At 63.9% G+C, this 20,937-nt stretch carries 21 protein-coding genes; 16 read left to right on the top strand and 5 right to left on the bottom strand.

The features are described 5' to 3' along the window. The first annotated feature begins 14 nt into the window (after nucleotides 1–14). The 6 genes from LN996_RS12835 (at nucleotide 15) to LN996_RS12860 (ending at nucleotide 4,430) form a co-directional block, all read left to right on the top strand. Nucleotides 15–686, top strand: coding sequence for a rhamnogalacturonan acetylesterase (locus tag LN996_RS12835; RefSeq protein ID WP_231340765.1), 672 nt, complete (start codon nucleotides 15–17; stop codon nucleotides 684–686). Continuing rightward, nucleotides 683–1,375 (top strand): DUF1961 family protein, encoded by a 693-nt coding sequence (locus tag LN996_RS12840; protein WP_231340766.1) that lies wholly within the window; start codon nucleotides 683–685, stop codon nucleotides 1,373–1,375. The genes LN996_RS12835 and LN996_RS12840 overlap by 4 nt, the downstream gene beginning before the upstream one ends. A 51-nt stretch (nucleotides 1,376–1,426) precedes the next feature. Beyond that, nucleotides 1,427–2,446, top strand: a complete 1,020-nt coding sequence (locus LN996_RS12845; RefSeq protein WP_231340767.1) for an acetylxylan esterase — start codon at nucleotides 1,427–1,429, stop codon at nucleotides 2,444–2,446. 220 nt (nucleotides 2,447–2,666) lie between these two features. After that, on the top strand, nucleotides 2,667–3,815 hold the full coding sequence (locus LN996_RS12850; protein ID WP_231340768.1) for a 3-deoxy-7-phosphoheptulonate synthase: 1,149 nt from the start codon (nucleotides 2,667–2,669) through the stop codon (nucleotides 3,813–3,815). Between the two features lie 140 nt (nucleotides 3,816–3,955). Further along, on the top strand, nucleotides 3,956–4,168 hold the full coding sequence (locus LN996_RS12855; protein ID WP_017199160.1) for a helix-turn-helix domain-containing protein: 213 nt from the start codon (nucleotides 3,956–3,958) through the stop codon (nucleotides 4,166–4,168). Between the two features lie 163 nt (nucleotides 4,169–4,331). Beyond that, nucleotides 4,332–4,430 (top strand): 30S ribosomal protein bS22, encoded by a 99-nt coding sequence (locus LN996_RS12860; protein WP_003792170.1) that lies wholly within the window; start codon nucleotides 4,332–4,334, stop codon nucleotides 4,428–4,430. Between the two features lie 154 nt (nucleotides 4,431–4,584). Here LN996_RS12860 and LN996_RS12865 read toward each other — a convergent pair whose 3' ends face one another. Then, nucleotides 4,585–5,547, bottom strand: a complete 963-nt coding sequence (locus tag LN996_RS12865; protein WP_231340769.1) for a DUF559 domain-containing protein — start codon at nucleotides 5,545–5,547, stop codon at nucleotides 4,585–4,587. A 114-nt stretch (nucleotides 5,548–5,661) separates the two neighbouring features. Then, nucleotides 5,662–6,480 (bottom strand): HAD family phosphatase, encoded by an 819-nt coding sequence (locus LN996_RS12870; protein ID WP_231340770.1) that lies wholly within the window; start codon nucleotides 6,478–6,480, stop codon nucleotides 5,662–5,664. Between the two features lie 76 nt (nucleotides 6,481–6,556). Between LN996_RS12870 and LN996_RS12875 the strand changes: the two genes are divergently transcribed. Continuing rightward, the gene (locus LN996_RS12875) at nucleotides 6,557–6,811 is read left to right on the top strand and encodes a glutaredoxin family protein (protein WP_159707209.1); all 255 of its coding nucleotides are present in this window, start codon (nucleotides 6,557–6,559) and stop codon (nucleotides 6,809–6,811) included. Nucleotides 6,812–6,887: 76 nt separating this feature from the next. Continuing rightward, entirely contained in the window at nucleotides 6,888–7,595 is a 708-nt protein-coding gene (locus LN996_RS12880; RefSeq protein WP_141281215.1) for a redox-sensing transcriptional repressor Rex, read from the top strand. 47 nt (nucleotides 7,596–7,642) lie between these two features. On the opposite strand, the gene LN996_RS12885 is transcribed toward LN996_RS12880, so the two are convergent. The 3 genes from LN996_RS12885 to LN996_RS12895 form a co-directional block, all read right to left on the bottom strand. Beyond that, a complete protein-coding gene (locus LN996_RS12885) occupies nucleotides 7,643–8,341 on the bottom strand; it encodes a hypothetical protein (RefSeq protein ID WP_231340771.1) in 699 nt (232 codons plus the stop codon). A 263-nt stretch (nucleotides 8,342–8,604) separates the two neighbouring features. Beyond that, on the bottom strand, nucleotides 8,605–9,303 hold the full coding sequence (locus LN996_RS12890) for a hypothetical protein (RefSeq protein WP_231340772.1): 699 nt from the start codon (nucleotides 9,301–9,303) through the stop codon (nucleotides 8,605–8,607). Between the two features lie 178 nt (nucleotides 9,304–9,481). Beyond that, complete coding sequence (locus tag LN996_RS12895) at nucleotides 9,482–10,033, bottom strand: YceI family protein (protein WP_231340783.1); 552 nt, start codon at nucleotides 10,031–10,033, stop codon at nucleotides 9,482–9,484. A gap of 208 nt (nucleotides 10,034–10,241) precedes the next feature. On the opposite strand from LN996_RS12895, the gene LN996_RS12900 reads away from it, so the two are divergent. The 8 genes from LN996_RS12900 to LN996_RS12935 all read left to right on the top strand — a co-directional run bounded on the left by LN996_RS12900 (nucleotide 10,242) and on the right by LN996_RS12935 (nucleotide 20,767). Beyond that, the gene (locus tag LN996_RS12900; protein WP_231340773.1) at nucleotides 10,242–10,907 is read left to right on the top strand and encodes a histidine phosphatase family protein; all 666 of its coding nucleotides are present in this window, start codon (nucleotides 10,242–10,244) and stop codon (nucleotides 10,905–10,907) included. 2 nt (nucleotides 10,908–10,909) lie between these two features. Next, entirely contained in the window at nucleotides 10,910–11,515 is a 606-nt protein-coding gene (locus LN996_RS12905) for a TlpA disulfide reductase family protein (protein ID WP_231340774.1), read from the top strand. 5 nt (nucleotides 11,516–11,520) lie between these two features. Then, nucleotides 11,521–12,276 carry a cytochrome c biogenesis CcdA family protein gene (locus LN996_RS12910; protein WP_231340775.1) on the top strand — a complete coding sequence of 252 codons (756 nt, stop codon included), beginning with the start codon at nucleotides 11,521–11,523 and terminating at the stop codon, nucleotides 12,274–12,276. Continuing rightward, nucleotides 12,276–13,991 carry a cytochrome c biogenesis protein ResB gene (locus tag LN996_RS12915; protein ID WP_231340776.1) on the top strand — a complete coding sequence of 572 codons (1,716 nt, stop codon included), beginning with the start codon at nucleotides 12,276–12,278 and terminating at the stop codon, nucleotides 13,989–13,991. Before LN996_RS12910 ends, LN996_RS12915 begins: the two co-directional genes overlap by 1 nt. Beyond that, on the top strand, nucleotides 13,991–15,058 hold the full coding sequence (gene ccsB / locus LN996_RS12920; RefSeq protein WP_231340777.1) for a c-type cytochrome biogenesis protein CcsB: 1,068 nt from the start codon (nucleotides 13,991–13,993) through the stop codon (nucleotides 15,056–15,058). Before LN996_RS12915 ends, ccsB begins: the two co-directional genes overlap by 1 nt. A 186-nt stretch (nucleotides 15,059–15,244) precedes the next feature. Then, nucleotides 15,245–17,227, top strand: coding sequence for an Hsp70 family protein (locus LN996_RS12925; RefSeq protein ID WP_231340778.1), 1,983 nt, complete (start codon nucleotides 15,245–15,247; stop codon nucleotides 17,225–17,227). 3 nt (nucleotides 17,228–17,230) lie between these two features. Beyond that, the gene (locus LN996_RS12930) at nucleotides 17,231–19,300 is read left to right on the top strand and encodes a LuxR C-terminal-related transcriptional regulator (protein WP_231340779.1); all 2,070 of its coding nucleotides are present in this window, start codon (nucleotides 17,231–17,233) and stop codon (nucleotides 19,298–19,300) included. Nucleotides 19,301–19,474: 174 nt separating this feature from the next. Further along, nucleotides 19,475–20,767 carry an IniB N-terminal domain-containing protein gene (locus tag LN996_RS12935; RefSeq protein WP_231340780.1) on the top strand — a complete coding sequence of 431 codons (1,293 nt, stop codon included), beginning with the start codon at nucleotides 19,475–19,477 and terminating at the stop codon, nucleotides 20,765–20,767. Nucleotides 20,768–20,937: the final 170 nt, after the last annotated feature.

Here is a 20,937-nt window from a genome sequence, read left to right on the forward strand (position 1 = left end):
ATGAAAGGACAACCATGAAAATCCTCCTTGCGGGCGACTCCACTGTTGCCGCCTGTCCCAGCTACGAGTATCCGATGAGCGGCTGGGGCGCCCATCTTGCGCCCGAGACCTACTGGTGGGCTGCCGTCCACAACTTTGCCAAAGGCGGCGCCACCACGGAGTCGTTCCGCGAGGAGGGTCTTTGGTACCAGCTCATCAACCAGACGGTTCAGGGGGACCTGGTCCTCATCCAGTTTGGGCATAACGATCAGAAACGCGAGCACCTCGCGGCGCGCACGGGCTACACGGACAACCTCCGGCGGATGGTTGCCGAGGTTCGCGCCAAAGGCGGCATTCCCGTCCTGTGTACCTCGGTTGAGCGCAGGCACTTTGCGGACGGGCAGCTTGAGGTCACGCTGGGGGACTACCCTGTGGTGGTCCGGGAGCTTGGCTTGGAGCTCGGCCTGGACGTCATCGACCTCAACCAGTGGACGCGCTCCCTCTATCAGGAGCTGGGGGAGGAGGGTTCCAAAGAGCTCTTCTTCCACTTCGCTCCGGACGAGCACGCACACTGGGCCGGTGGCCTTGAGGACAACACCCATTTCCACGAGAAAGGTGCCCGGCGGATCGCGGCGTTCGTGGCGGAGCACTTGGAATCCCTCGGATACGGGCTGGTGGCTACGGTCAGCGCGGGAGTGCGCGATTGATCTACTCCAACGCCTTGCGGGGTCCTTCGGATGTGGCTGGTTGGGTGGCCGAAGGGCCCGTTCACTTCGGAACGTACAACCATGGAACGGCCGACGGCGGCGGGCTGGGGCTCGCGGATGACGGAACCAAAGCGCTGGTGTTGTCGGGTTCCCTCGACGCGGAAGAGCACGGCGACCAGGCCCATTGGACCCTCTGGTGCCCGGAGGAACTTCCCGATCATGTGCGGATCACCTGGGAGTTCCTGCCGCTGGAGGAGCCCGGCCTGGCCATGGCGTTCTTCGCAGCCCGCGGTCACGGAGGCGAGGACCTGTTCTCGGCGTCCCTGGCTCCCCGCACCGGTTTCTATCCCCAGTACCATTCGGGGGATATCGACGCCCTGCACATCTCCTACTTCCGGCACAAGCACCCTTCCGAGCGCGCGTTCCGAACCTGCAATCTCCGCAAGAGCGCAGGCTTCGAGCTGGTGGCGCAGGGAGCTGACCCGCTTCCACCCGTCGGGGATGCCGACGATTTCTATCGCATCGAAGTGATCAAGGACGGCCCTCGGGTGGCCTTCGCCATCAATGACTTGCGGCTCTTCGAATGGACCGATCCCGCAGCAGAACCACTCGGCGGCGGCTACTTCGGAATCCGCCAAATGGCTCCACTGAAAGCCGCGTACCGCAACCTGTCCATCAGCAACCTGTGACCACGTGGGCCCTGTGACGGGGCACACGAAATCATGACGTAGGATGTCCCCATGCCCCTCTTTGACCTTCCCCTTGAGCAGCTCCGCGACTACACCTCAAGCGCGGTCCCACCAGCAGATCTGGACGCCTTTTGGGACCGCACCATCTCCGAGGCCAGGGCCCTTCCGCTGGACGCCGTGTTCGAACCCGTGGATAACTACCTCTCAGTGATCGACACCTTCGACGTCTCCTTCTCCGGCTTCGGCGGAGACCGCATCAAGGGCTGGCTTCACGTGCCAGCACACCTGGAGGCAGGCCAGCGGCTTCCCGTGGTGGTCGAGTACATTGGCTACTCGGGCGGCCGGGGCCTGGTGAACCAGAACACCCGATGGGCCCAGGCGGGCTACGCGCACTTCATCATGGACACCCGGGGCCAGGGCTATGGCGGCGTCTCGGGGGATACGCCGGATCCGCATGCGTCAGCAGGTGGCGTCAACTATGCAGGGCTCATGACCCGGGGTGCCGACCACCAGGACAACTACTACTTCCGGCGCGTCTACGTGGACGCGTTCCGTGCGGTGGAAGCGGCACAGAGCCATCCCGCCGTCGACCCTGCCAAGGTGGTGCTGGCCGGCGTGAGCCAGGGCGGCGGCATCACAGTTGCTGCCGCCGGGCTGACGGCCGGAAGGCTCGACGGCGTCATCGCCGCGCTGCCCGACGTCCCGTTCCTGCAGGACTTCCCGCGCGCCATCGACATCACCCCGCGCGGTCCGTATCCGGAGATCGCCGGGTTCCTGGGGCGGCATCGCGACAAGTACCAGCCCATGCTGGCGGTGCTGAACTACTTCGACGGCGTGCACCTCGGCCGCGCGGCAACGGTACCCGCGCTGTTCTCCGCTGCCCAGATGGACGACATCTGCCCTCCGTCCACCGTGTTCGCGAGCTACAACAACTACGGCATTGGCTCCCGCGAAAAGGGCAGCGCGCCCGAGAAGGACATTGAGGTGTACCGCTTCAACAACCACGAAGGCGGCCAGGAGCACCACTGGATCCGGCAGTTGCAGTTCCTGCGCAAACTGTTGTCATCTTGATGGACAGGATTTGCCCGCTGTGAAGAACCGCGGTTATGGTGTGGCTATGACAAACCGTTGGTATGCGTATTTTTCGTTGGCTCTGGAGGGGCCCGCGTCTAGCTGACACGCATCCAACTTTCCTTCAGAGCCAACAGGGCAGAGATTATTCTCTGCCCTTCGCCATATCCGGCGGGTTCTGAAAAGGGGCCCGCTCCGCATCCCGGAACAGGACCCAGAAATGACCAGCATCGCCGCAGAACCCACCGAATCGCTCGACTCCGCTGATTCCGGGCAAGCAGCCCAGCCCAGCACCTCCAACCTCCGGGTTGCCCGTTTCGAGCCGCTTCCGGCACCCCAGGACCTCATCGCAGAGTTGCCGCTGGACGCCCGCTCAGCGGCCGTCGTCGACCGCGGCCGTGACCAGGTCCGCGCCATCATGGACGGCGTGGACGACCGCCTTCTGGTGATCGTTGGCCCGTGCTCCATCCACGATCCCAAAGCCGGCCTGGAATACGCCCGCCGACTGGTCAGCCAGGCGGAGAAGCACAAGGAAGACTTGCTGATCGTCATGCGGACCTACTTCGAGAAGCCGCGCACCACTGTCGGCTGGAAGGGCCTGATCAACGATCCCCACCTGGACGGCAGCCACGACATTGCCGCTGGTCTTCGCGCCGCACGGGGTTTCCTGAAGCAGGTCACCGCGCTGGGCCTGCCCACGGCCACCGAGTTCCTTGAGCCGATCAGCCCTCAGTACATGGCTGACCTGGTCTCCTGGGGTGCCATCGGCGCGCGCACCACCGAAAGCCAGATCCACCGCCAGCTCGCCTCCGGACTGTCCATGCCCATCGGTTTCAAGAACGGCACCGACGGAGACCTGCAGGTGGCCATCGACGCTTGTGGCGCGTCCGCCGCTGAGCAGGCCTTCCTGGGAATCGACGACGACGGCCGCGCGGCCCTCGTGGCGACGTCCGGCAACCCGGACACCCACGTGATCCTGCGTGGCGGACGCAAGGGGCCCAACTACTCCATGGAAGACGTCGCGGCTGCATCGTCCAAGCTCGCTGCCAAGGGGCTGAACCCGCGCTTGATCGTGGACGCCAGCCACGCCAACAGCGGCAAGAGCCACCACCGCCAAGCCGAGGTTGCGCTGGAAATCGGTGCGCAGCTCGAGACGGGGGAGACCTCGCCGATTGCCGGCGTCATGCTGGAAAGTTTCCTGGTGGGAGGAGCGCAGAACCTGGACACCGCCAAGCAATTGGCAGGCGAACAGGAACTCGTTTACGGCCAGAGCGTCACCGACGCCTGCATGGAGTGGGACGTCACGGCGTCGGTCTTGGAACAGCTCGCAGCGTCGGCACGGAAGCGTCGTGCAGCGACGGAGGAGTAGGGTCCCACTTTCCGAAAGTACTTTCACATTGGCCCCATCAGCCTCTAGAGTATCTAGCACATGGTTGTTTGATGGCTCAGCATCGGCACACCGTTCTACGGGGGGTGTCCTTACCGGCTGAGAGCAAAGGAATATGGGAAATGTCCGCAGAGACTAACTTCTCGAATGCGCGTTTCATGACGGTGGCTGAAGTGGCCGACGTCCTGCGTGTTTCCAAAATGACTGTGTATCGCCTGGTCCACTCAGGGGAAATGCCCGCCGTAAGGTTCGGCCGTTCCTTCCGGGTTCCTGAAGAGGCTGTTGCCCAGTACCTCAAGGGTGCTGTGGTTGACGGACAATCCGAGACCGCCTGAGGCTGCCGGGGTCCGTCCAGCGGACCGTGGTCATGGGGTACCCCTTTGAAGCGGTACTCTGTTAAGGAACGTTTTACGTCAATGTAAGAATCTGTCAGTTGTACTGTCTGCTTCCGCGGATCTGTTCCAACAGACAGGAACTTCTAGTTTGTAAGGAACTTTCGTGGGTTCAGTTATTAAGAAGCGCCGCAAGCGTATGGCCAAGAAGAAGCACCGCAAGCTGCTTCGCAAGACCCGCCACCAGCGCCGCAATAAGAAGTAGAGATACTTCATCAAGCGTGAATGCCCGTTGCCTTTCGAGGTGGCGGGCATTTTTGCATCCCGGACCCCGCCCCCAACCACCGATCCCCTCTCACCGTCGGCACGGTTTTTGCTGGCGCTCTCTCACCGTTCGGGCCTTTTGGCGGAAGCCTCTCTCACCGTCCCGGCGCGAAACCCGACTCCACAGCCGGGTCAATCCAGCCGTTCCGTAGGGCCCTCTTGATGTGCAGTATCGCCTTGGCGAATCCGTCTGCCAGATCGTCTTTTCCGAAGACAAGAACGGTCCAGCCCGCCGCCGCGAAAGCTTTGTCGCGGCGCCGATCGCTGAAGAACTGTTCCTCCTCAAGGTGATGTTCGCCGTCGTACTGAATGGCCAGGCGCCGCACGCGGAAGCCGAGGTCCGCGGATGGAGAGTACGGGTCGTCCGCCCGTAGCCGTATCTGGAGCTCAGGTTCTGCGAGGCCTGCGTCGAGCATGGCCAGACGAAGCATCGACTCCGGCGCCGAGTCAGCACCGACCCTCATCAGTTCAAGTGCTTCGCGTGCCCGGACCACACCTTGCAGGTTCTTGTGCCGGTCAAGCATTTTCCGAAGTGCCGCGATGGAACTGAACGGAGTTTCGCGTCCTTCAAACTCCTGCCGAGGGGTGCGAATGATTTGGTCGCCTACACAGACCAGCTCTTTCAACGGTAGTCGGCGTGCCAGGTCCAGCCATGTCCTGGAGCGGGTGCTCATCCACATGCCGTGGTTGAACTCGATTTCGGATTCGTCCACGATCACCGTGTGTCCGATGATGCCTCGTCGCCGCGCTGAGGGGAGTTTCGTTGGCTTACTGAGGTGCAGTTCATGTGAATCGGCCAGCCACGGCGGGAGGAAAAGGCCGTGTATCCTGGCGGCGGTCACATGGGAGATCCATGCGCCAGGACTCGCCGCTGAGAGGGATCGCGCAGCTTCCGTCAGGTCAAAGTCCCAATTGGTGGGACGGTAGATTCCTTGGCTGACACTTTCGAATGAGTTTCGATTTCGGAGCTGCGCATGCTCCAAGCCCGCAGCCTTGGCCTCGTCAATGGTGAAGGGGGCAGAAGCCAGCAAGGCAGGAACGGGCGACGGTTTTTGCATACGGGCATTGTTGCCCAAGAAGCCCAGCACGTGCAGAAGTTATCCACAGGCGCTGTGGCTGAACTCATGCGGTGAGAGGGGGTTGGCCGGGAGGGGCTGTTTGGTGAGAGGGGGTCAGATGCGGGGGCCGCGGAACCTTGAGAATCCTCGCCACAGACCGTAGATCGCTCCGCCGACGGTGGCGGCCTTTAGGCCCAGCGTTGCTGCGCGGCGACCGGAACGGAAGTCGTACACGGGCCAGTTGTTCTCGCGGGCGTGCCTGCGGAGCTTGGCATCCGGGTTGATCACTACGGGGTGCCCCACCATGGTCAGCAGCGGAATGTCGTTGGCTGAATCGCTGTAGGCCCAGCAGTGCTCCAGGTCCAGGCCCTCCCGGTCGGCGACGAGTTGAACGGCGACGGCTTTTGCGGGCCCGTGCAGGATGTCACCCACAAGTTTCCCTGTGTACATTCCGTCTTCGACTTCGCCCACTGTGCCAAGGGCGCCCGTCAGGCCGAGCCGTGTGGAAATGACCGTGGCAACCTCGATGGGTGTTGCCGTCACAAGCCACACCTTCCGGCCGACCCTGAGGTGTTGTTCCGCCAAGGCCTTGGTTCCGGGCCAGATCCGCGACTCGATCATTTCGTCGTAGACCTCTTCGCCCAATGCCTTGATGTCATCCACGGTGATGCCGGCGGCGAGGGTAAGGGCGGAGTCGCGCACTGCGTGGACGTCTTCCATGTTTTCGCCGCGCATGACGAATTTGAACTGCTTCCAGGCGAAACCAGCAGCTTGGGGGAGCGTAAATGCCTTGCGCTCATACATTTTGCGGGCCACGTGGAAGAGGCTCGCGCCCTTCATCAACGTGTTGTCGACATCGAAGAATGCGGCTTCGCCAGTACGCTTCTGCACTTTGGCATCCGCGAACACAGCGGCGTTCTTCTCCTCGGGCATGCTTTGAGTCTAGTCAATCGCCGGCGCCTCGCGCTGACGGCGCCCGGGAGGGGATCCGGGCGGTTACCGTTATCCCATGGCTATTCCCGACGTCGTCCTCCTCACCAAAGCTGACTGCCACCTCTGCACGGAGGCGCGTGCCGCCGTCGAACGTGTAACGAAAAGCCTGGGTGTGCAGTGGACGGAGCAAAGGATCGACGACGATCCCCAACTGCAGGAACGGTTTGCCGAAGAGATTCCCGTAGTGCTGGTGGATGGCGTCCAACGGGATTTTTGGAAGATCGACGAGCAGCGGTTGAGCCGAACCCTGAAGAAAGTCCTGGAGGGCTGAGGGTGCGGTTACCCGTAAGTAACGGCTTTTGTTGAGTCCGGCCGGGGGTCATAGAGTGGAACAACAAAGCGACGCAATGGAGAATACCGTGACTGCGCTGGAACCGTCACCGGAAGCAACAACCGGGGACAACGAACCTGCCGCCAAGCAGATCCCGCCCGCGGCTGTGGCCCGGATGACCCTCTATTTGCGCGCGCTCAACTCTCTTCTGGCCGAGGGCGTGGAACGGGTTTCTTCCGAAGCGCTGGCTGAGGCCTCGGGCGTCAGCTCATCCACTCTCCGCAAGGACCTCTCCTACGTGGGCTCCTATGGAACCCGGGGTGTTGGTTACGAGGTCCAGTACCTGAGTCGCCACATAGCGGCCGCGCTTGGCCTGACGCACGACTGGAAGGTCGCGATCGTCGGCGCCGGTAACCTCGGCAAGGCACTGGCACGGTACGGCGGCTTCGAATCCCGGGGCTTTGACGTCGTAGCCATCTTCGACGCCGATCCCATGGTGATTGGTAATGAAGTGGGCTGGCTGCGGGTCAGCGACTCAGCCGAACTCGAACGGGTCCTGGAGCGTACCCACACGAATATGGTGGTGCTGGCGCTGCCTGCCACGGTGGCCCAGGCTGTGTGCGACCGCGTGATTGCCGCCGGAATTCGGAGCATCCTCAGCTTCGCTCCAGTCCTGCTGCAGGTTCCACCGCATGTGAACCTCCGCAAGGTGGACATGGCCACCGAGCTCCAGATTCTGGCCTACCACGCACAACGGGCGCAGACACCGGGCCAGGCTGTTTAGCCTTCGCCGGGTCCGCGCCCGCGTTTAGTGCTTGGAGTCCCGCGTCTTTAGCGGCCGTAAGGGTTCTGGTATGCGTTGCCGAACGGCTGGGCCTTACGGAAGTAAGGAGCCGACGCCGGCAGGTAGAGCAGGACGATTGCGGCGATTCCCAGGAGTGCGGAGAGCGTCGCGAGGCTCAACGGGAAGAGGGCGAAAATGGAGAGCGCGGCGAGGATCGTTCCAAGGATCCGGGCCCAGTTCCGGCCCTTGCGGACGTTGATGGCCACGAGTGCGTAGAGGCCCGCACCGATGATCCCCACTACCACCATGACTCCGATAATGAAGCCCTGGACGTCTTCGAACCTGACGTCCGCAGCACCGCCGGCAGCCATCTGGTCTTCCACCATGCTGCGCATCGTGGGATCGCTCAGGGCCGCCATGCCAATGAGGATGGAGATGAGCCAAATCGCTCCGGCTCCGACGATCAGCCAGAAAGCGATGTTGACCATCTGCGGCACAGTGGTGGGGCCGGGCTGCTGGCTTGGCCAGTTGGTGTCCTGGCCGTACTGCGGTGCGGCGGGCGCCTGGCCGTACTGCGGGGCGGCGGGTGACTGCTGGCCGTACTGCGGCGCGGCGGGTGACTGCTGGCCGTACTGCGGCGCGACGGGTGACTGTTGGCCGTACTGCGGCGCAGCGGGCTGGCCGCCTGGCTGCTCTGGCTGGTTGGCATCGCCTGGGTTTGACGGCGGGTACGGAGGGTTGCTCATGGCATTCCTTTGCTTGTTCGACTGCTGGTGCGGCCGCCGGGATCAGCAAAATGACCCTGCCCCCAGCGTGGTTCTGCTTCCACCGTACCTCCCGGGTCTGACGCTGCAGTCGATCACACGCAGGTATTTGAGGCTCACAGCAAAAATCATCATGTTGGCTTACGCCTTCATGATGAAGGCCGCGGGAATCCACCAGGGATTCGCCGCGGCCTTCTGCTCACATGCCCGCCGTTCAGGGAACGACGGCGGCAGTTCAGCCAGCGCTAAGCGTGACCTTTTACTGCCTTGAACCAGAGCTGGGAATTCGGGAGCCACATGAGGACAACGGCTACTGCGCTGACGAGGAAGCCGAACCAGTTTCCGCCCAGTCCCATGCCCGATCCACTGCCGTTTGCCGCTCCAAAGATGGCGAGCAGCAGGGAGACAGCGGCCACTATGGTCAATGCCAGACGTGCCCACTCCTTGCCCTCCTTCATCTTCATGGCCAGGACCACCTGGGCTGCGGCCACGGCCAAAGCGAGCAGGAGCAGGACCAGTGCCAGGGCTGCGATGGCCGGAGCGAACGCGAAGGCGGCGATGACGGCGAAGAATCCAATAAGCCCGAACAGCAGGCCCAGGAGTCCGGAGATCACCCAGATGAAGTAGGAGACCTTCAGTTCCGTTGGAAGGCCCTGGGTTTTGAACATTCCCGAGAATCCGCCCTGGGGCATGACGTCGTTGAAGTTGCGGGGCCCGTCGGTGGGCATTTCGAAGTGGAAACCGGGCTGCCCTGGGGCAGGCTGGCCGGGGCCGGGCGGCGGTGGCGCGGGCTGCTGATACTGGCCCGGTTGCGACGGCGGCTGGTAACCCTGGGGTGGCTGGTAGCCCTGCGGAGGCTGGTAACCCGCAGGAGGAACATTGCCGGGCTGCGGAGGCTGGGAGCCGGGCTGCTGTGGCTGTGGTGCTTCGTCTGGGGTACTCATGGCATCACTGTAGACCGCAGGTTGAAGGTTGCATAGGAACTTCGCAGCCAACTCGCAGGTTAATACAGGCTGTTTGCCGAACAATTGCGGGGTGACTTCCGTGTATTGCAAAACGGCGCCGCCCACAGCCGGAAACTGTGGACGGCGCCGTTTGGCTGCCTTCGGGCGAAGGCTGGGACTATGCAGCAGCAGGAGCGATGAAAGCGAGTTCCAGGTTGATGACTACCTTGTCGCTGACCAGCACGCCGCCGGCTTCGAGGACGGCGTTCCAGGTGAGGCCGAAGTCCTTGCGGCTGATGGTGGTTTCACCGGAAACGCCGGCGCGGGTGTTGCCGAACGGATCCACGGCAACGCCGTTGAATTCGGTCTCGATGGAAACTTCCTTCGTCACGCCCTTGATTGTGAGATCGCCCACGAGGTCGAAGCTGTTGCCGTTGGCCTTGACGTGGCGGGACACGAAGGTGATCTCCGGGAACTTCTCCACGTCGAAGAAGTCTTCGCCCTTGACGTGGCCGTCACGGTTGACGTCGCCGGAGTCGAAGCTGGCGGTCTGGATGGTGGCGCTGACCTTGGAGTCGGTGAGGGCTTCGCCAACCTCGAGGGTGGCCGAAGCGTCCTTGAACTGGCCGCGGACCTTGCTGATACCTGCGTGGCGGACGGTGAAGCCGATCTCGCTGTGGGAAGCGTCGAGGGTCCAGGTGCCGGTGGTGACGGTGGCGGGGAGAGTCATCATGGTGTTGCTCCTATGTCTAGTGGAAGGTACTGCGTGCTTGCCTGGTTGACGCCGATTGCTTGAAGCGTCAACCGAGCTTCGTGTCTAGTATAAACATGCATATGCATCTTTTATTCCAACTCCGGGGAACATTTCGGAAAAACTTTGAGTTCTACTAGCGGTAGAAGATTTCGGATCGCCCCGCTTCTTTGAGAAACTGGTAAACATGCCCCAAGCAACTGTCCATCTGCTTCGCCATGGCGAGGTCCATAATCCCGACGGCGTCCTGTACGGACGGCTGCCGGAATTCCACCTCTCCGAACGCGGCCGGGAGATGGCCCGCATGCTGGCCGATCACTTCGCGGCCCGCGCCAGCCAGGGCGCCAAGATCGTGCACCTGGTCGCGTCGCCTCTGACACGGGCCCAGGAAACGGCGATGCCCACAGCCGAGGCGCTGAACCTGGAGATCACCACCGAGCCGCGCATCATCGAGGCCGAGAACCATTTCCAAGGACTCCACCCCACCAAAAGTGAGTTCCTGAAGCCCAAGCACTGGTTCTACTTCCGGAATCCACTGCGGCCTTCCTGGGGAGAGCCCTACAAGGAACAGGCTGCCCGCGTGCTCGCCGCAGTTGAGGACGCCCGCGTCAAGGCAATCGAGCTGGGCGGCGACGGCGCCGAAGCCATCCTGGTCAGCCACCAACTGCCCATCTGGTCCACCCGGTTGACGGCGGAGGGACGCCGCTTGGCGCATGACCCCCGCAAGCGCGAGTGCACCCTGACGTCCCTTACTTCCCTCACGTTGGACGATGACGGCAAGATCATCCGCGTTGAGTACAGTGAGCCTGCTGCTGTCCTGCTCCCCGGCGCGGCGAGCACACCGGGAGCATAAGCATGGATAACAATCTCTCACGACGCGGCGTGCTGACCGCCGGCGGCGTCCTCCTCGCAGGACTGACCATGGGCCTGTCCGCCTGCGCCCAGGAAGACTCGCTGGCAAAGCAAGCCAAGGCAGGCGACAACAAGAATTATGTGGCCGGCGATGGTTCGGTGACGGAGTTCGCCAAGGCTGACCGTGCAGCGCCCGTGGCATTGAAAGGCACCCTCTTTAACGGCGAAACAGTGAAGCCCGAGGACCTCCAGGGCAAAGTCACCGTCCTGAATTTCTGGTTCGCCGCCTGTGCCCCTTGCCGCATCGAAGCGCCCCAGCTTGAAGCCCTGCACCAGGACTTCAAGGACCAGGGCGTCCAGTTCTTCGGCGTCAACCTGCGGGATGAACAAGCCACAGCCGATGCCTTCGACAAGACCTTCAACATCACCTACCCAAGTTTCAACGACAAGGACGGGGCTGTGCTCCTGTCCGTGTCCGGCATCGTGCCCCCGGGCGCCGTGCCCACAACCCTGGTCCTGGACAAGGAAGGCAAGGTTGCCTCCCGCGTGCTCGGCGAGATCGAGAAGAGCACCCTGAAAGCCCTCATCACCTCCGCAGTGGCCGAGTAGCACCCATGAACAGTCCCTTCGCCGAGACGATCCTCAACGGATCACTGCTGCTGGCCGTGCCAGTGGCATTGCTGGCCGGGCTGGTCTCGTTCCTTTCGCCCTGCGTGCTGCCGCTCGTCCCGGGTTACCTTGGCTACGTCACGGGGCTGACCGGCGTCGACCTTGAAAAGCAGCGGCGGGGCCGCATGCTGGCCGGCATCGGGTTGTTCGTCCTTGGATTCTCGGTGATTTTTGTTCTCCTGGGCGGGGCTTTCGGCCAGCTTGGGACGCTCCTGACCGGTCCGCAGAATGCCTGGATCACGCAACTGCTCGGCATCCTGGTGATCATCATGGGCGTGGTCTTCATGGGCGGCTTCGGCTGGTTGCAGCGCGACGCGAAGATCCATGCAAAACCCCCGGCGGGACTATGGGGTGCGCCGCTGCTTGGACTCACTTTCGGATTGGGCTGGGCGCCTTGTATTGGTCCGACGTACTCCGCGGTACAGTTGCTGAGCCTGTCCGGTGGTTCCTCTGCTGCCAAGGGCGCACTCCTGGCGTTCGTCTATAGCCTTGGCCTCGGCATTCCGTTCCTCCTGATCGCGCTGGCCGTCCGCCGGGGCATGGGAGTCATGTCCTTCTTCCGCAAGCACCGGCTGGCCATCCAGCGGATCGGCGGAGGCATCCTGATTTTGCTCGGCATCCTGATGGCCACCGGTGTGTGGGGAACCTGGGTGACCGAGTTGCAGTACTGGTTCCAAAACGATGTGAAGTTGCCGATCTGATGAGCGAGTCCGTGAAAGCCAAGAAGAAGTCACCGTCCGCTGAGAGCACGCCCGGAAACACAGCGGAAGGAAAACTCCAGCAGGCCAAGTCCGAGGCCGCGCTTCCCGCGCTCGGTGTCATGGGCATGCTGCGGTGGGCCTGGACCCAGCTGACCAGCATGCGCACGGCGCTGTTCCTCCTTCTCCTGCTCGCCGTTGGCGCCGTACCGGGTTCCCTGTTCCCGCAACGGCCCGCGAATCCGTCAGTGGTCACGCAGTACATCAAGGACAACCCGTCTTACGGCGAGCTGCTCGATGCCTTGCAGCTGTACGACGTGTATTCGTCGGCCTGGTTCTCGGCCATCTACATCCTGCTGTTTGTCTCGCTGATTGGCTGCGTCACTCCGCGCGCGATCGCCCATTACAAGGCCATGAAGTCCCAGCCGCCGCGCACCCCCAAGCGCCTTTCGCGCCTGCCGGAGTACGGCACGCTGGAGCTGCCCGCCGACGCCGGGGTCCCGGCGTCGAAGGCCATTAACGATGCCGCCGGGCTGCTCAAGAAGCGCGGCTACCGTGTTGAGGTCAGGGACGTCGACGGCGCCCTGCCGTCCTTGGGTGCCGAGCGCGGCTTCCTGAAGGAAGTGGGCAACCTGGTGTTCCACACCTCCCTGATCGGCGTGCTGGTGTCAGTGGCCATCGGCGGTCTCTTCGGGTACAGCGGCCAGCGCATCCTGGTGGAGGGCGACACGTTCGTCAACACGTTGGTGGGCTACGACCAATTCACGCCTGGCACCAACTTCCAGAGCAGTTCGCTCCAGCCCTACTCGATGCAGTTGGATAAGTTCGAGGCCAGGTTCGACCGCGAATCGCCGGGCAAGGCGGGCCAGCCGATCGACTACACGGCCGAAGTCACTACCAAGGAAAACCCGGATGCGCCGGCCAAGAAGGAGACCCTGAAGGTCAACGATCCCGTTTCACTTGGCGGTACCAGCCTTTACCTCACCGGTAACGGCTACGCTCCCATGGTGACCGTCCGCGACGGCGAGGGGAACGTCTCCTTCCAGGGGCCCGTCACGGCCAAGGTCCAAGGTGACAACTACTACTCTTCGGTGGTCATCAAGGTCCCGGACGCCAAACCGGAGCAGCTCGGCTTTGTCGGCTTCTTCCTTCCCACGGCGTTCGTCACCGAGGACGGCATTTCCTTCAGTGGCGCCCCGGAACTCATCAACCCCCAGCTAAGCCTGAACTCGTTCTACGGTGACCTTGGCCTTGACAAGGGCGTGCCCCAGAACGTGTTTGAACTGGACGTCAAGGACCTCAAGCAGCTCAACGGCCGCGACCTAGCGGCCGGCGGTATCACCCTGACTCCGGGTGCAACGGCCAACCTGCCCGAAGGCAAGGGCAGCATCACGTTTGATGGCGTCAAGAAGTACATCGGCGTGGACATCCACCACAACCCCGGCCAGCTGTACGCGTTGATCTTCGGTTTCCTCGCGGTTGCCGGCCTGGTCATGTCGCTCTACATCAACCGCCGACGTGTCTGGGTCCGCACCGGAACCCATGCGGACGGCCGCACCATGGTGGAATACGGTCTGCTGGCCCGCGGTGAAGACCACCGTCTGGCCGGCGAAGCCGCGGCACTTCGCGAGATCTTTGCCCGGGAATGGAACGTCCCGGAGACGCAGGACACCGCAACAACTACAGCAGGATCTTCCTCAACCTCGAAGGACCAGTAATGCCCGTCATCAACGAAACCCTGGGCCAGTACAGCGAGCTGTTCATGCTGTTGGCCGCCGGCACGTACACCGTGGCCTTCATCGCGTTTGCCTGGGACCTGGCGAAAAGCAGCAAAATGCTCCGGGCAGTGGACCTGAAGGCCGCAGCCAGCTCCGCCAGCGAGAAGGTTGCCGTCTCCGCAGGTCGCATTGGCGGAGGCTTGGGCGGTCCCGACGCCGGTGGGCCGGCTGGCCGTGCAGAGCGTCCGACGTCGGGCCTCACCGTTGAGGGCGGCACCGCCGCCGGCGACATGAAGTACGCCGGCGAACGGCGCGCCCCGGCCCGCGTTGCCGTTGCACTGACGGTCCTGGGCGTCCTGATCCACGGCGCGGGTGTGGTCACCCGTGCTTTCGGCGCAGGTCGCGTGCCGTGGGGCAACATGTACGAGTTCCTCACCACCGGTGCCTTCGTTGCTGTAGCCGTGTTCCTGATCGTCCTCATCCGCCGTGACCTGCGCTTCCTGGGCACGTTCGTGATCGGGCTGGCCATCATCATGCTCGTGGCGGCCTCGGCTGCTTTCTGGACTCCCGTGGGCCACCTGGTGCCGGCCCTGCAGAGCTACTGGCTGATCATCCACGTTTCCATCGCAGTACTTTCTTCCGCCCTGTTCACCTTGACGTTCGCCATGTCCGCACTGCAGCTGGTCCAGTCGCACCGGCAGAAGAACCTGGCCGCGGGCCGTGCGGACAAGCTCGGCTTCATGCGCATCGTTCCGAACGCGCTGAGCCTGGAAAACCTGTCCTACCGGATCAACGCCATCGCCTTCATCGGCTGGACCTTCACCCTCATGTTCGGCGCCATCTGGGCCGAGAAGGCCTGGGGTCGGTTCTGGGGCTGGGACCCCAAGGAAGTATGGACGTTCGTGATCTGGGTGGTCTACGCGGGCTACCTGCACGCGCGGGCAACCCGTGGGTGGACTGGAACCCGTGCGGCGTGGTTGTCGATTGTTGGCTACGCCTGCGTCATCATCAACTTCACGCTGGTGAACACGGTCTTCAACGGCCTGCATTCCTACTCCGGGCTCTAAACCGAGGGTTGGGTCCCACTCCGGGCCTGAGCAGGGGCGTTGTCCCCGGTGCGGGCCCGGGTCTCGGAAAACAACAAAACGGTGCACTAAACAAGCCTGTTGCCTGCCCAAGGCAGGTGCTACCTTGTTCAGAACCCGCTTGTGATGCAGCCCGCTAGCGACGCGCAGTGTTCTTTCGAGGTACCTATGAGCTATGTTCTCGCCATTGACGTCGGGACAAGTTTTACCGCAGCAGCCCTGGTTAAGCCTGATCAGAGTCCAACGCCTACACCGGAAATCCTCCCGTTGGGATTGCATGGCAGCGCCGTGCCCTCTGTGTTGTTCTACGCCGACGACGGCCGTGTGCTGGTAGGTGAAGCGGCCGAACGCCGGGGCCTGGACGATCCCCAGCACATGGTGCGTGAGTTCAAACGCCGGATCGGAGATTCCGTCCCCCTGGCTGTCGGCGAGCGGTGGCTTGCTGCGGAGGACGTGTACGCCACCATGGCCCGCTGGGTGCTGGACAGGGCGCAGGAGCGTGAGGGGGCGGCGCCGTCGTCGATCATCATGACGCACCCCGCGGCCTGGGGCCAGCACCGTACCTCGTCGGTCCTCGCAGCGCTCAACGTGGCCGGCCTGCAGGACATCACCCTGATCAGCGAGCCGGAAGCAGCAGCCCTGCACTACGCCTCCCAAACCCGGGTGGAAGACGGCAGCATCATCGCGGTGTACGACCTCGGTGGCGGTACTTTCGACACCGCCATCCTCCGCAAAGCCGGAGCCGGAAACTTTGAGCTACTAGGCCGTCCGGACGGCATTGAAACACTTGGCGGCGCCGATTTCGACGCCGCCGTGCTGCGTCACGTGATGGGTCACGTCAGCGCCGCAGCGGACGTGGACCCGACGGCGCCGGACACGATGGCGGCCCTTTCCCGCTTGAAGCGGGAATGCAGGGAAGCCAAGGAAGCGCTGTCCATGGACACTGAATCCAGCGTGGCCGTATCCCTGCCCGGCACCCAGCAGTCCGTCCGGCTGGTCCGGGCCGAATTCGAAGCGATGATCGAGGAACCTGTCCGGGACACCGTGGAGTCATTGGAACGCAGCCTGCGGGCCATCAAAGTCGACGCGCAGGACTTGAGGGCTGTTCTGCTGATCGGGGGCTCCTCGCGTATTCCGCTCGTGGCCGAGATGATTTCGGTGGAACTTGGCCGGCCAATCGCCGTCGACGCCGATCCCAAGTCCTCCATCTGCCTTGGTGCAGCGGTGGCTGGCCTGGGTTCAACCGGAGCGGACGCCGCGGAGGCGGCGGCCTCGGCGTCCGTCAGCATAGCGGATGGCATGTCTCTGGAAAGGCCGCATGTCGCTACCCGGGCTCCGGCCCTGGGCGCCCTCAAAACTGTCCCCGCGAAGCCTGGCCGGCACGCCCCACGGCCCCGTGTCCGAATGGCGGCAGCAGCGGCAGTCGCCGCAACCGTTCTGACCATCGCCACGGCAACGGCGGCACAGAGCCCTGGAGGCAGTGGACTGCTGGCAACCATGTTCGGCAACCAGGCCGCCGATGTCATGCGCGACGGCGGTACCCAGGCGTCCACGGGCCAAGGCAGCGGCGCTGGTGGCGGGAAAGCCGGAGAGGCGCCGGCGGTGGGCAACCCGGCGGCGGGACTTGAAGCCAGCGCCAGGGCCGGGGTCACGAGGGCCGGGAGCGCGACAGGTAAGAGTCCGGCCCGGTCAGGAACCGCAAATGCGGGCACTGGTTCGGGCACCGCCGCGGGATCGGCTGCCGGCCCGGCCTCCGGCACCTCAACGGGCAGCACTGCCACTCCCGCCGTGCCAGGCGGAACTCCTACGACCCCCGGCACTGCGACCACCACACCCACGCCGGCTCCCACAGGTGGCGCCGCCACCGGGCCTACCCCGCCTCCGACGACAACACCACCCACAACCCCGCCACCGGTCATCGAACCGACAACACCGCCTACCACTCCGTCGGATCCGGTGACACCCCCTCCCTCGCCCGAACCAACAGCGCCGCAGCCTGAGCCGACGGTCACGCAGGACCCTCCGCCGCCCGCTCCCGAGCCAACAGTGCCGCAGTCGGAGCCCACAACCCCGCCTGCCACGCTTGACCCCGCACCCCTGCCCACGGAAACTGGCCCGATTCCGGATCCAGCGCTACTCTCGGCGGTCTAGCCCATGACGGGACATGACCATAAGCCCGGGCACCTTCGGCCCGGGTCAATCGATCACCCGCTCACGGAACCTGCTTCCCACCCTGAGGCAGATTCCCCCGGTATTCCGGAACTGACAGGCGATTCCGCGGCTGTCCGCGAGCTGCTCCTTGCCCTGTCTGTGGGGTTCACCCTTCCTGCGCCGTTGCCGAGCGGCCTTGAAAGCCATGCGGGGCTGGATTCGATCATCGCTTCAGCCAGGGACGCCGGCCTTCTGATGTCCGACGGATCCGTGGTGGGCACTGCCCGGTATGCCTTACTGAAGGGTGCCCCTACTGCCCGCATTGGCGCGCTGCAGCGGGAACTCGTGGGCAAGATCCTGGCGGAGGGCCGGGTTTTGGGGGACTTGGCCCGCGACCTCGCCAGGAGCGGTTTGCAGGATTCCCGTGTTGCCGCAGAACTGGAGGAGTCAGCAAACAGGGTCCTGGATACGGATCCGCGGCTGGCCGCGGATCTTTACGCCGAGGCGCTTATGGCCGGGAACAACGAACTCGCCAACGCAGCACGGAGGGCCCAGGCGGCCGCCGCAATAGGAGACTTGGATGCAGCGGGCAGGATCGTGGACCGTCTCCTCGCTTTGCCCGAGCCTCCTGACCTCCGCTTGGGTGTGGACGTGGCTGCTGCGGTATGGGCTCAACGGGGCATGCTTGCCCGCGGTGCTGATACTTACAACTGGCTGGGGCCGGACAGGATGGACGGGTCTGCGCCACTCGCGGCGGTAGCCATGATCGGCTCGGGCGATGCAGTGAGGGTCGAGGAACTCCTGGCCGCAGCGCCCCCGTCCGGTTCGCCGACTCTCCTGGCGGTGGCTTTGTCGCTCACCCAGGAGGGACTGGGGCGAACTCTCGGACCGGCACCTCACATGGCGCTGCCGGAACTCATCAGGGCATCGGACATGATGAACGCATCCGGCGCGGCGATTCCAGTGCCGGAGACCCCCGCCGCCCTGGCTGCGCTATGTGCCCTTCATAGCGGGGAGCCGGCAGTGGCTGACCACGTACTCACGGCGGCGTTGGCCGCGGGGCAGGGTGGGGATGCTGCCAGACCAAGGTTGTTCCTGCTGCGGGCATGGACCGCCATGCAGCAGGACAACGCTGACGAAGCCCGGTTGGCCATCAATGAAGCTGTCAAGGCGAACCATTGGCCACTGGCGCCGCGGGACGAACTCCTGCTGTCGGCACTGGAAGTGGGGCTGGCACGCCGGGGCAGCGAAGTACATGAGCTGGTTTTGGCGTGGGACAGGGCACGCGAAGCCATGATGCATGTGTCCGTGGATCTGTTCAGTCTTTTGCCGTGGGGCGAGTTGATGATTTGCGCCGCACGGCTGCGGGAGACGCGTCGGGTGTCGCACTACTTGGACGGTGCCTGGGAGCTGTTGGGCAGGCTGGGAAGCCCGTCGCTGTGGGCCGTGCCCCTGCACTGGGCTGCGGTACAGGCTGCTTTGCTGAGCGAGAGCCCCGCAGAGCTCGCCCCACATGCGGCCGCGCTGGTGCGCGCCTCCGAACACAGCCATGTTGCTGCGGTCCTCGCCGCGGGCGGAAAGGCCTGGGTTTCGGTTCTGGCCAGTCGGTTTGAAGCGTCCGACGTCGAAACTGCTGCCCGTGGCTTGGCCGCCGTCGGGATGCCCTGGGAAGGAGCCCGCCTGGCGGGCCATGCTGCGGCGCATGCGGAGGAACGACGCGACATGGTGAGGCTTCTTGCGTGTGCCAGGGATCTTCATCCCCACAGTGCCACGTCCGGCGGGACACCGGAGCGCCTGGCGGATCCGCACCATGATGTTGCGGGCCCTCCTGTTCCGGAAAGCGTCGGCCAAGGCGCAACGGACCCATCCGGGCTGAGCGCCAGGGAACGTGAAGTGGGCCGCCTCCTCCTGGAAGGGAAGACCTACCGCGAAATTGGCGATGCGATCTACATATCGCCACGCACCGCAGAACACCATGTGGCCCGGATGCGCCGGCGATTGGGGGCTGACAGCCGCTCGGAGCTCCTTGTCCGCCTGCGCCTGGCGTTGGGGGAGGGGCACCCGCCTCCCTAGGCGGTATCCCCTCCGCCCCCTGACGGAAAAACCCGCGATCCCCTAACGGTGGGGCAAGCGGCAGGGGGACCACCCCCGATGCCCGGCCCCCCCCCCCGGCCAAAAGTTGAATGGGAGCCCGGCAAAGGCGCCGGGCCAATTACCACCCACCGCAGAATTTGAGGGAGCACTCCAATGCCTACACTCGCACAACAGCTCGTGCAGTTCCTGATGAGCCTGTTCAACGATCCCGACGCAGCCGAAGATTTTGTCCGCGATCCCGAAGCTGCCCTCGCCGCAGCGGGCCTCCGCGACGTCTCCTCGGCCGACGTCGATGCTGTTCGCCCCGTGGTCCTGGACTACGCACCGATCAACGCCCGTTCGTCGTTCGATCGTGAATACAACACCGGCGGCAACCACGGATCCACCGGCGGCGGCGCCACCTGGGGTGGGCAGGACGACGACGATCGTCCCAACGGCGGCGGTGGGGGTGGCGGACGCCCCGATGACGACGACGACCACGGTCACGGCGGCGGCGGGAGTGGCGGACGCCCCGATCGCGACGATCACGATCACGACGACGATCACGGCCATGGCGGCGGCGGTGGCGGCGGCTGGGGTGGCCACGACGACGATCACGGCCATGGCGGCGGCGGTGGCGGCGGCTGGGATGGCGGCGATGACCACGCCCACGCCGTTCAGCAACTGGTCCACGTGGTGAACAACTACTCGTACACCACCAACATCGACGACCGTGACACGATCACCGATCAGTCGGTAAACCAGAATATCTGGGCAGACGGCGACGTCACGCAGCTCTTCAACCAGGACGCAGTGGTCGCCTCGGGCGACGGTGCCATTGCCGCTGGCGACGACGTGAAGGACTCCGGCAATACCACCACGACCGATGACCACTCAACAGATAACTCGGTGAACCTCAGTGAGTCGGGCGACGGGGACCTGGAGGTAGGCAACACGGACATCGAGGTCAAGGACTCCTTCAATGACAATTCCGACCACTCGGTGACCAAAGACTCCTACAACACCGATGTTGATGTCGATGTGGACATCGAGGACTCCTTCAACGAGGAGACGGACAACTCGACGCACACCACGACGATCTCCGATTCGTTCAACGACAACTCCGATAACTCCGACAACTCGGACAACTCCGACAACTCGGACAACTCCGTCAACGTGGCCGACTCGTTCAACGACAGCTCCACCGATGTGGACGTCGAAGATGTTCAGCTCATCAAGGACTCCGTCGTGGTCCAGGACAACGAGTTGGACCTGGAGTACTCGCCGGATAACTCCACCAACGTCGAAGTGGACGATGTGAACGTCATCAACGATTCGATCGTGGTGGCGGACAACGAATTCGAGTACGACAACTCCACCAACCTGGACGTCGAAGACGTGGACGTCGAGTACAACGACATCGATGACTCGATCGTGGTGGCAGACAACGACGTTGAAATCGACTAGCACCCAAGAGCTCCAAACGGAGCAGCGATAGCTGCGACGTGAAGTGCCCCCCAGCAGTGGCCCGGCCGGGGGGGGGGGGCGGGCCGGGGCGGGGGGGGCCCCCCCGCGCCCCCCGCGCCAAAGGGCCGAAGGGGGGGGAACCCGCCCCCCAGCCCCCCTGGGGGGGGCGG

Origin of the sequence: Arthrobacter sp. AK01, assembly GCF_021109375.1 — a bacterium.
Taxonomy (GTDB): Bacteria; Actinomycetota; Actinomycetes; order Actinomycetales; family Micrococcaceae; genus Arthrobacter.

What these genes read in the sequence shown, in the direction of transcription:
- LN996_RS12895 (WP_231340783.1), bottom strand. Translation starts at nt 10,033, where the DNA reads ATGACTCTCCCCGCCACCGTCACCACCGGCACCTGGACCCTCGACGCT.
- LN996_RS12915 (WP_231340776.1), top strand. Translation starts at nt 12,276, where the DNA reads ATGAGCGAGTCCGTGAAAGCCAAGAAGAAGTCACCGTCCGCTGAGAGC.
- LN996_RS12930 (WP_231340779.1), top strand. Translation starts at nt 17,231, where the DNA reads ATGACGGGACATGACCATAAGCCCGGGCACCTTCGGCCCGGGTCAATC.
- LN996_RS12925 (WP_231340778.1), top strand. Translation starts at nt 15,245, where the DNA reads ATGAGCTATGTTCTCGCCATTGACGTCGGGACAAGTTTTACCGCAGCA.
- LN996_RS12885 (WP_231340771.1), bottom strand. Translation starts at nt 8,341, where the DNA reads ATGAGCAACCCTCCGTACCCGCCGTCAAACCCAGGCGATGCCAACCAG.
- LN996_RS12870 (WP_231340770.1), bottom strand. Translation starts at nt 6,480, where the DNA reads ATGCCCGAGGAGAAGAACGCCGCTGTGTTCGCGGATGCCAAAGTGCAG.
- LN996_RS12880 (WP_141281215.1), top strand. Translation starts at nt 6,888, where the DNA reads ATGGAGAATACCGTGACTGCGCTGGAACCGTCACCGGAAGCAACAACC.
- LN996_RS12890 (WP_231340772.1), bottom strand. Translation starts at nt 9,303, where the DNA reads ATGAGTACCCCAGACGAAGCACCACAGCCACAGCAGCCCGGCTCCCAG.
- LN996_RS12900 (WP_231340773.1), top strand. Translation starts at nt 10,242, where the DNA reads ATGCCCCAAGCAACTGTCCATCTGCTTCGCCATGGCGAGGTCCATAAT.
- LN996_RS12910 (WP_231340775.1), top strand. Translation starts at nt 11,521, where the DNA reads ATGAACAGTCCCTTCGCCGAGACGATCCTCAACGGATCACTGCTGCTG.
- LN996_RS12865 (WP_231340769.1), bottom strand. Translation starts at nt 5,547, where the DNA reads ATGCAAAAACCGTCGCCCGTTCCTGCCTTGCTGGCTTCTGCCCCCTTC.
- LN996_RS12875 (WP_159707209.1), top strand. Translation starts at nt 6,557, where the DNA reads ATGGCTATTCCCGACGTCGTCCTCCTCACCAAAGCTGACTGCCACCTC.
- LN996_RS12845 (WP_231340767.1), top strand. Translation starts at nt 1,427, where the DNA reads ATGCCCCTCTTTGACCTTCCCCTTGAGCAGCTCCGCGACTACACCTCA.
- LN996_RS12935 (WP_231340780.1), top strand. Translation starts at nt 19,475, where the DNA reads ATGCCTACACTCGCACAACAGCTCGTGCAGTTCCTGATGAGCCTGTTC.
- LN996_RS12905 (WP_231340774.1), top strand. Translation starts at nt 10,910, where the DNA reads ATGGATAACAATCTCTCACGACGCGGCGTGCTGACCGCCGGCGGCGTC.
- LN996_RS12850 (WP_231340768.1), top strand. Translation starts at nt 2,667, where the DNA reads ATGACCAGCATCGCCGCAGAACCCACCGAATCGCTCGACTCCGCTGAT.
- ccsB (WP_231340777.1), top strand. Translation starts at nt 13,991, where the DNA reads ATGCCCGTCATCAACGAAACCCTGGGCCAGTACAGCGAGCTGTTCATG.
- LN996_RS12855 (WP_017199160.1), top strand. Translation starts at nt 3,956, where the DNA reads ATGTCCGCAGAGACTAACTTCTCGAATGCGCGTTTCATGACGGTGGCT.
- LN996_RS12835 (WP_231340765.1), top strand. Translation starts at nt 15, where the DNA reads ATGAAAATCCTCCTTGCGGGCGACTCCACTGTTGCCGCCTGTCCCAGC.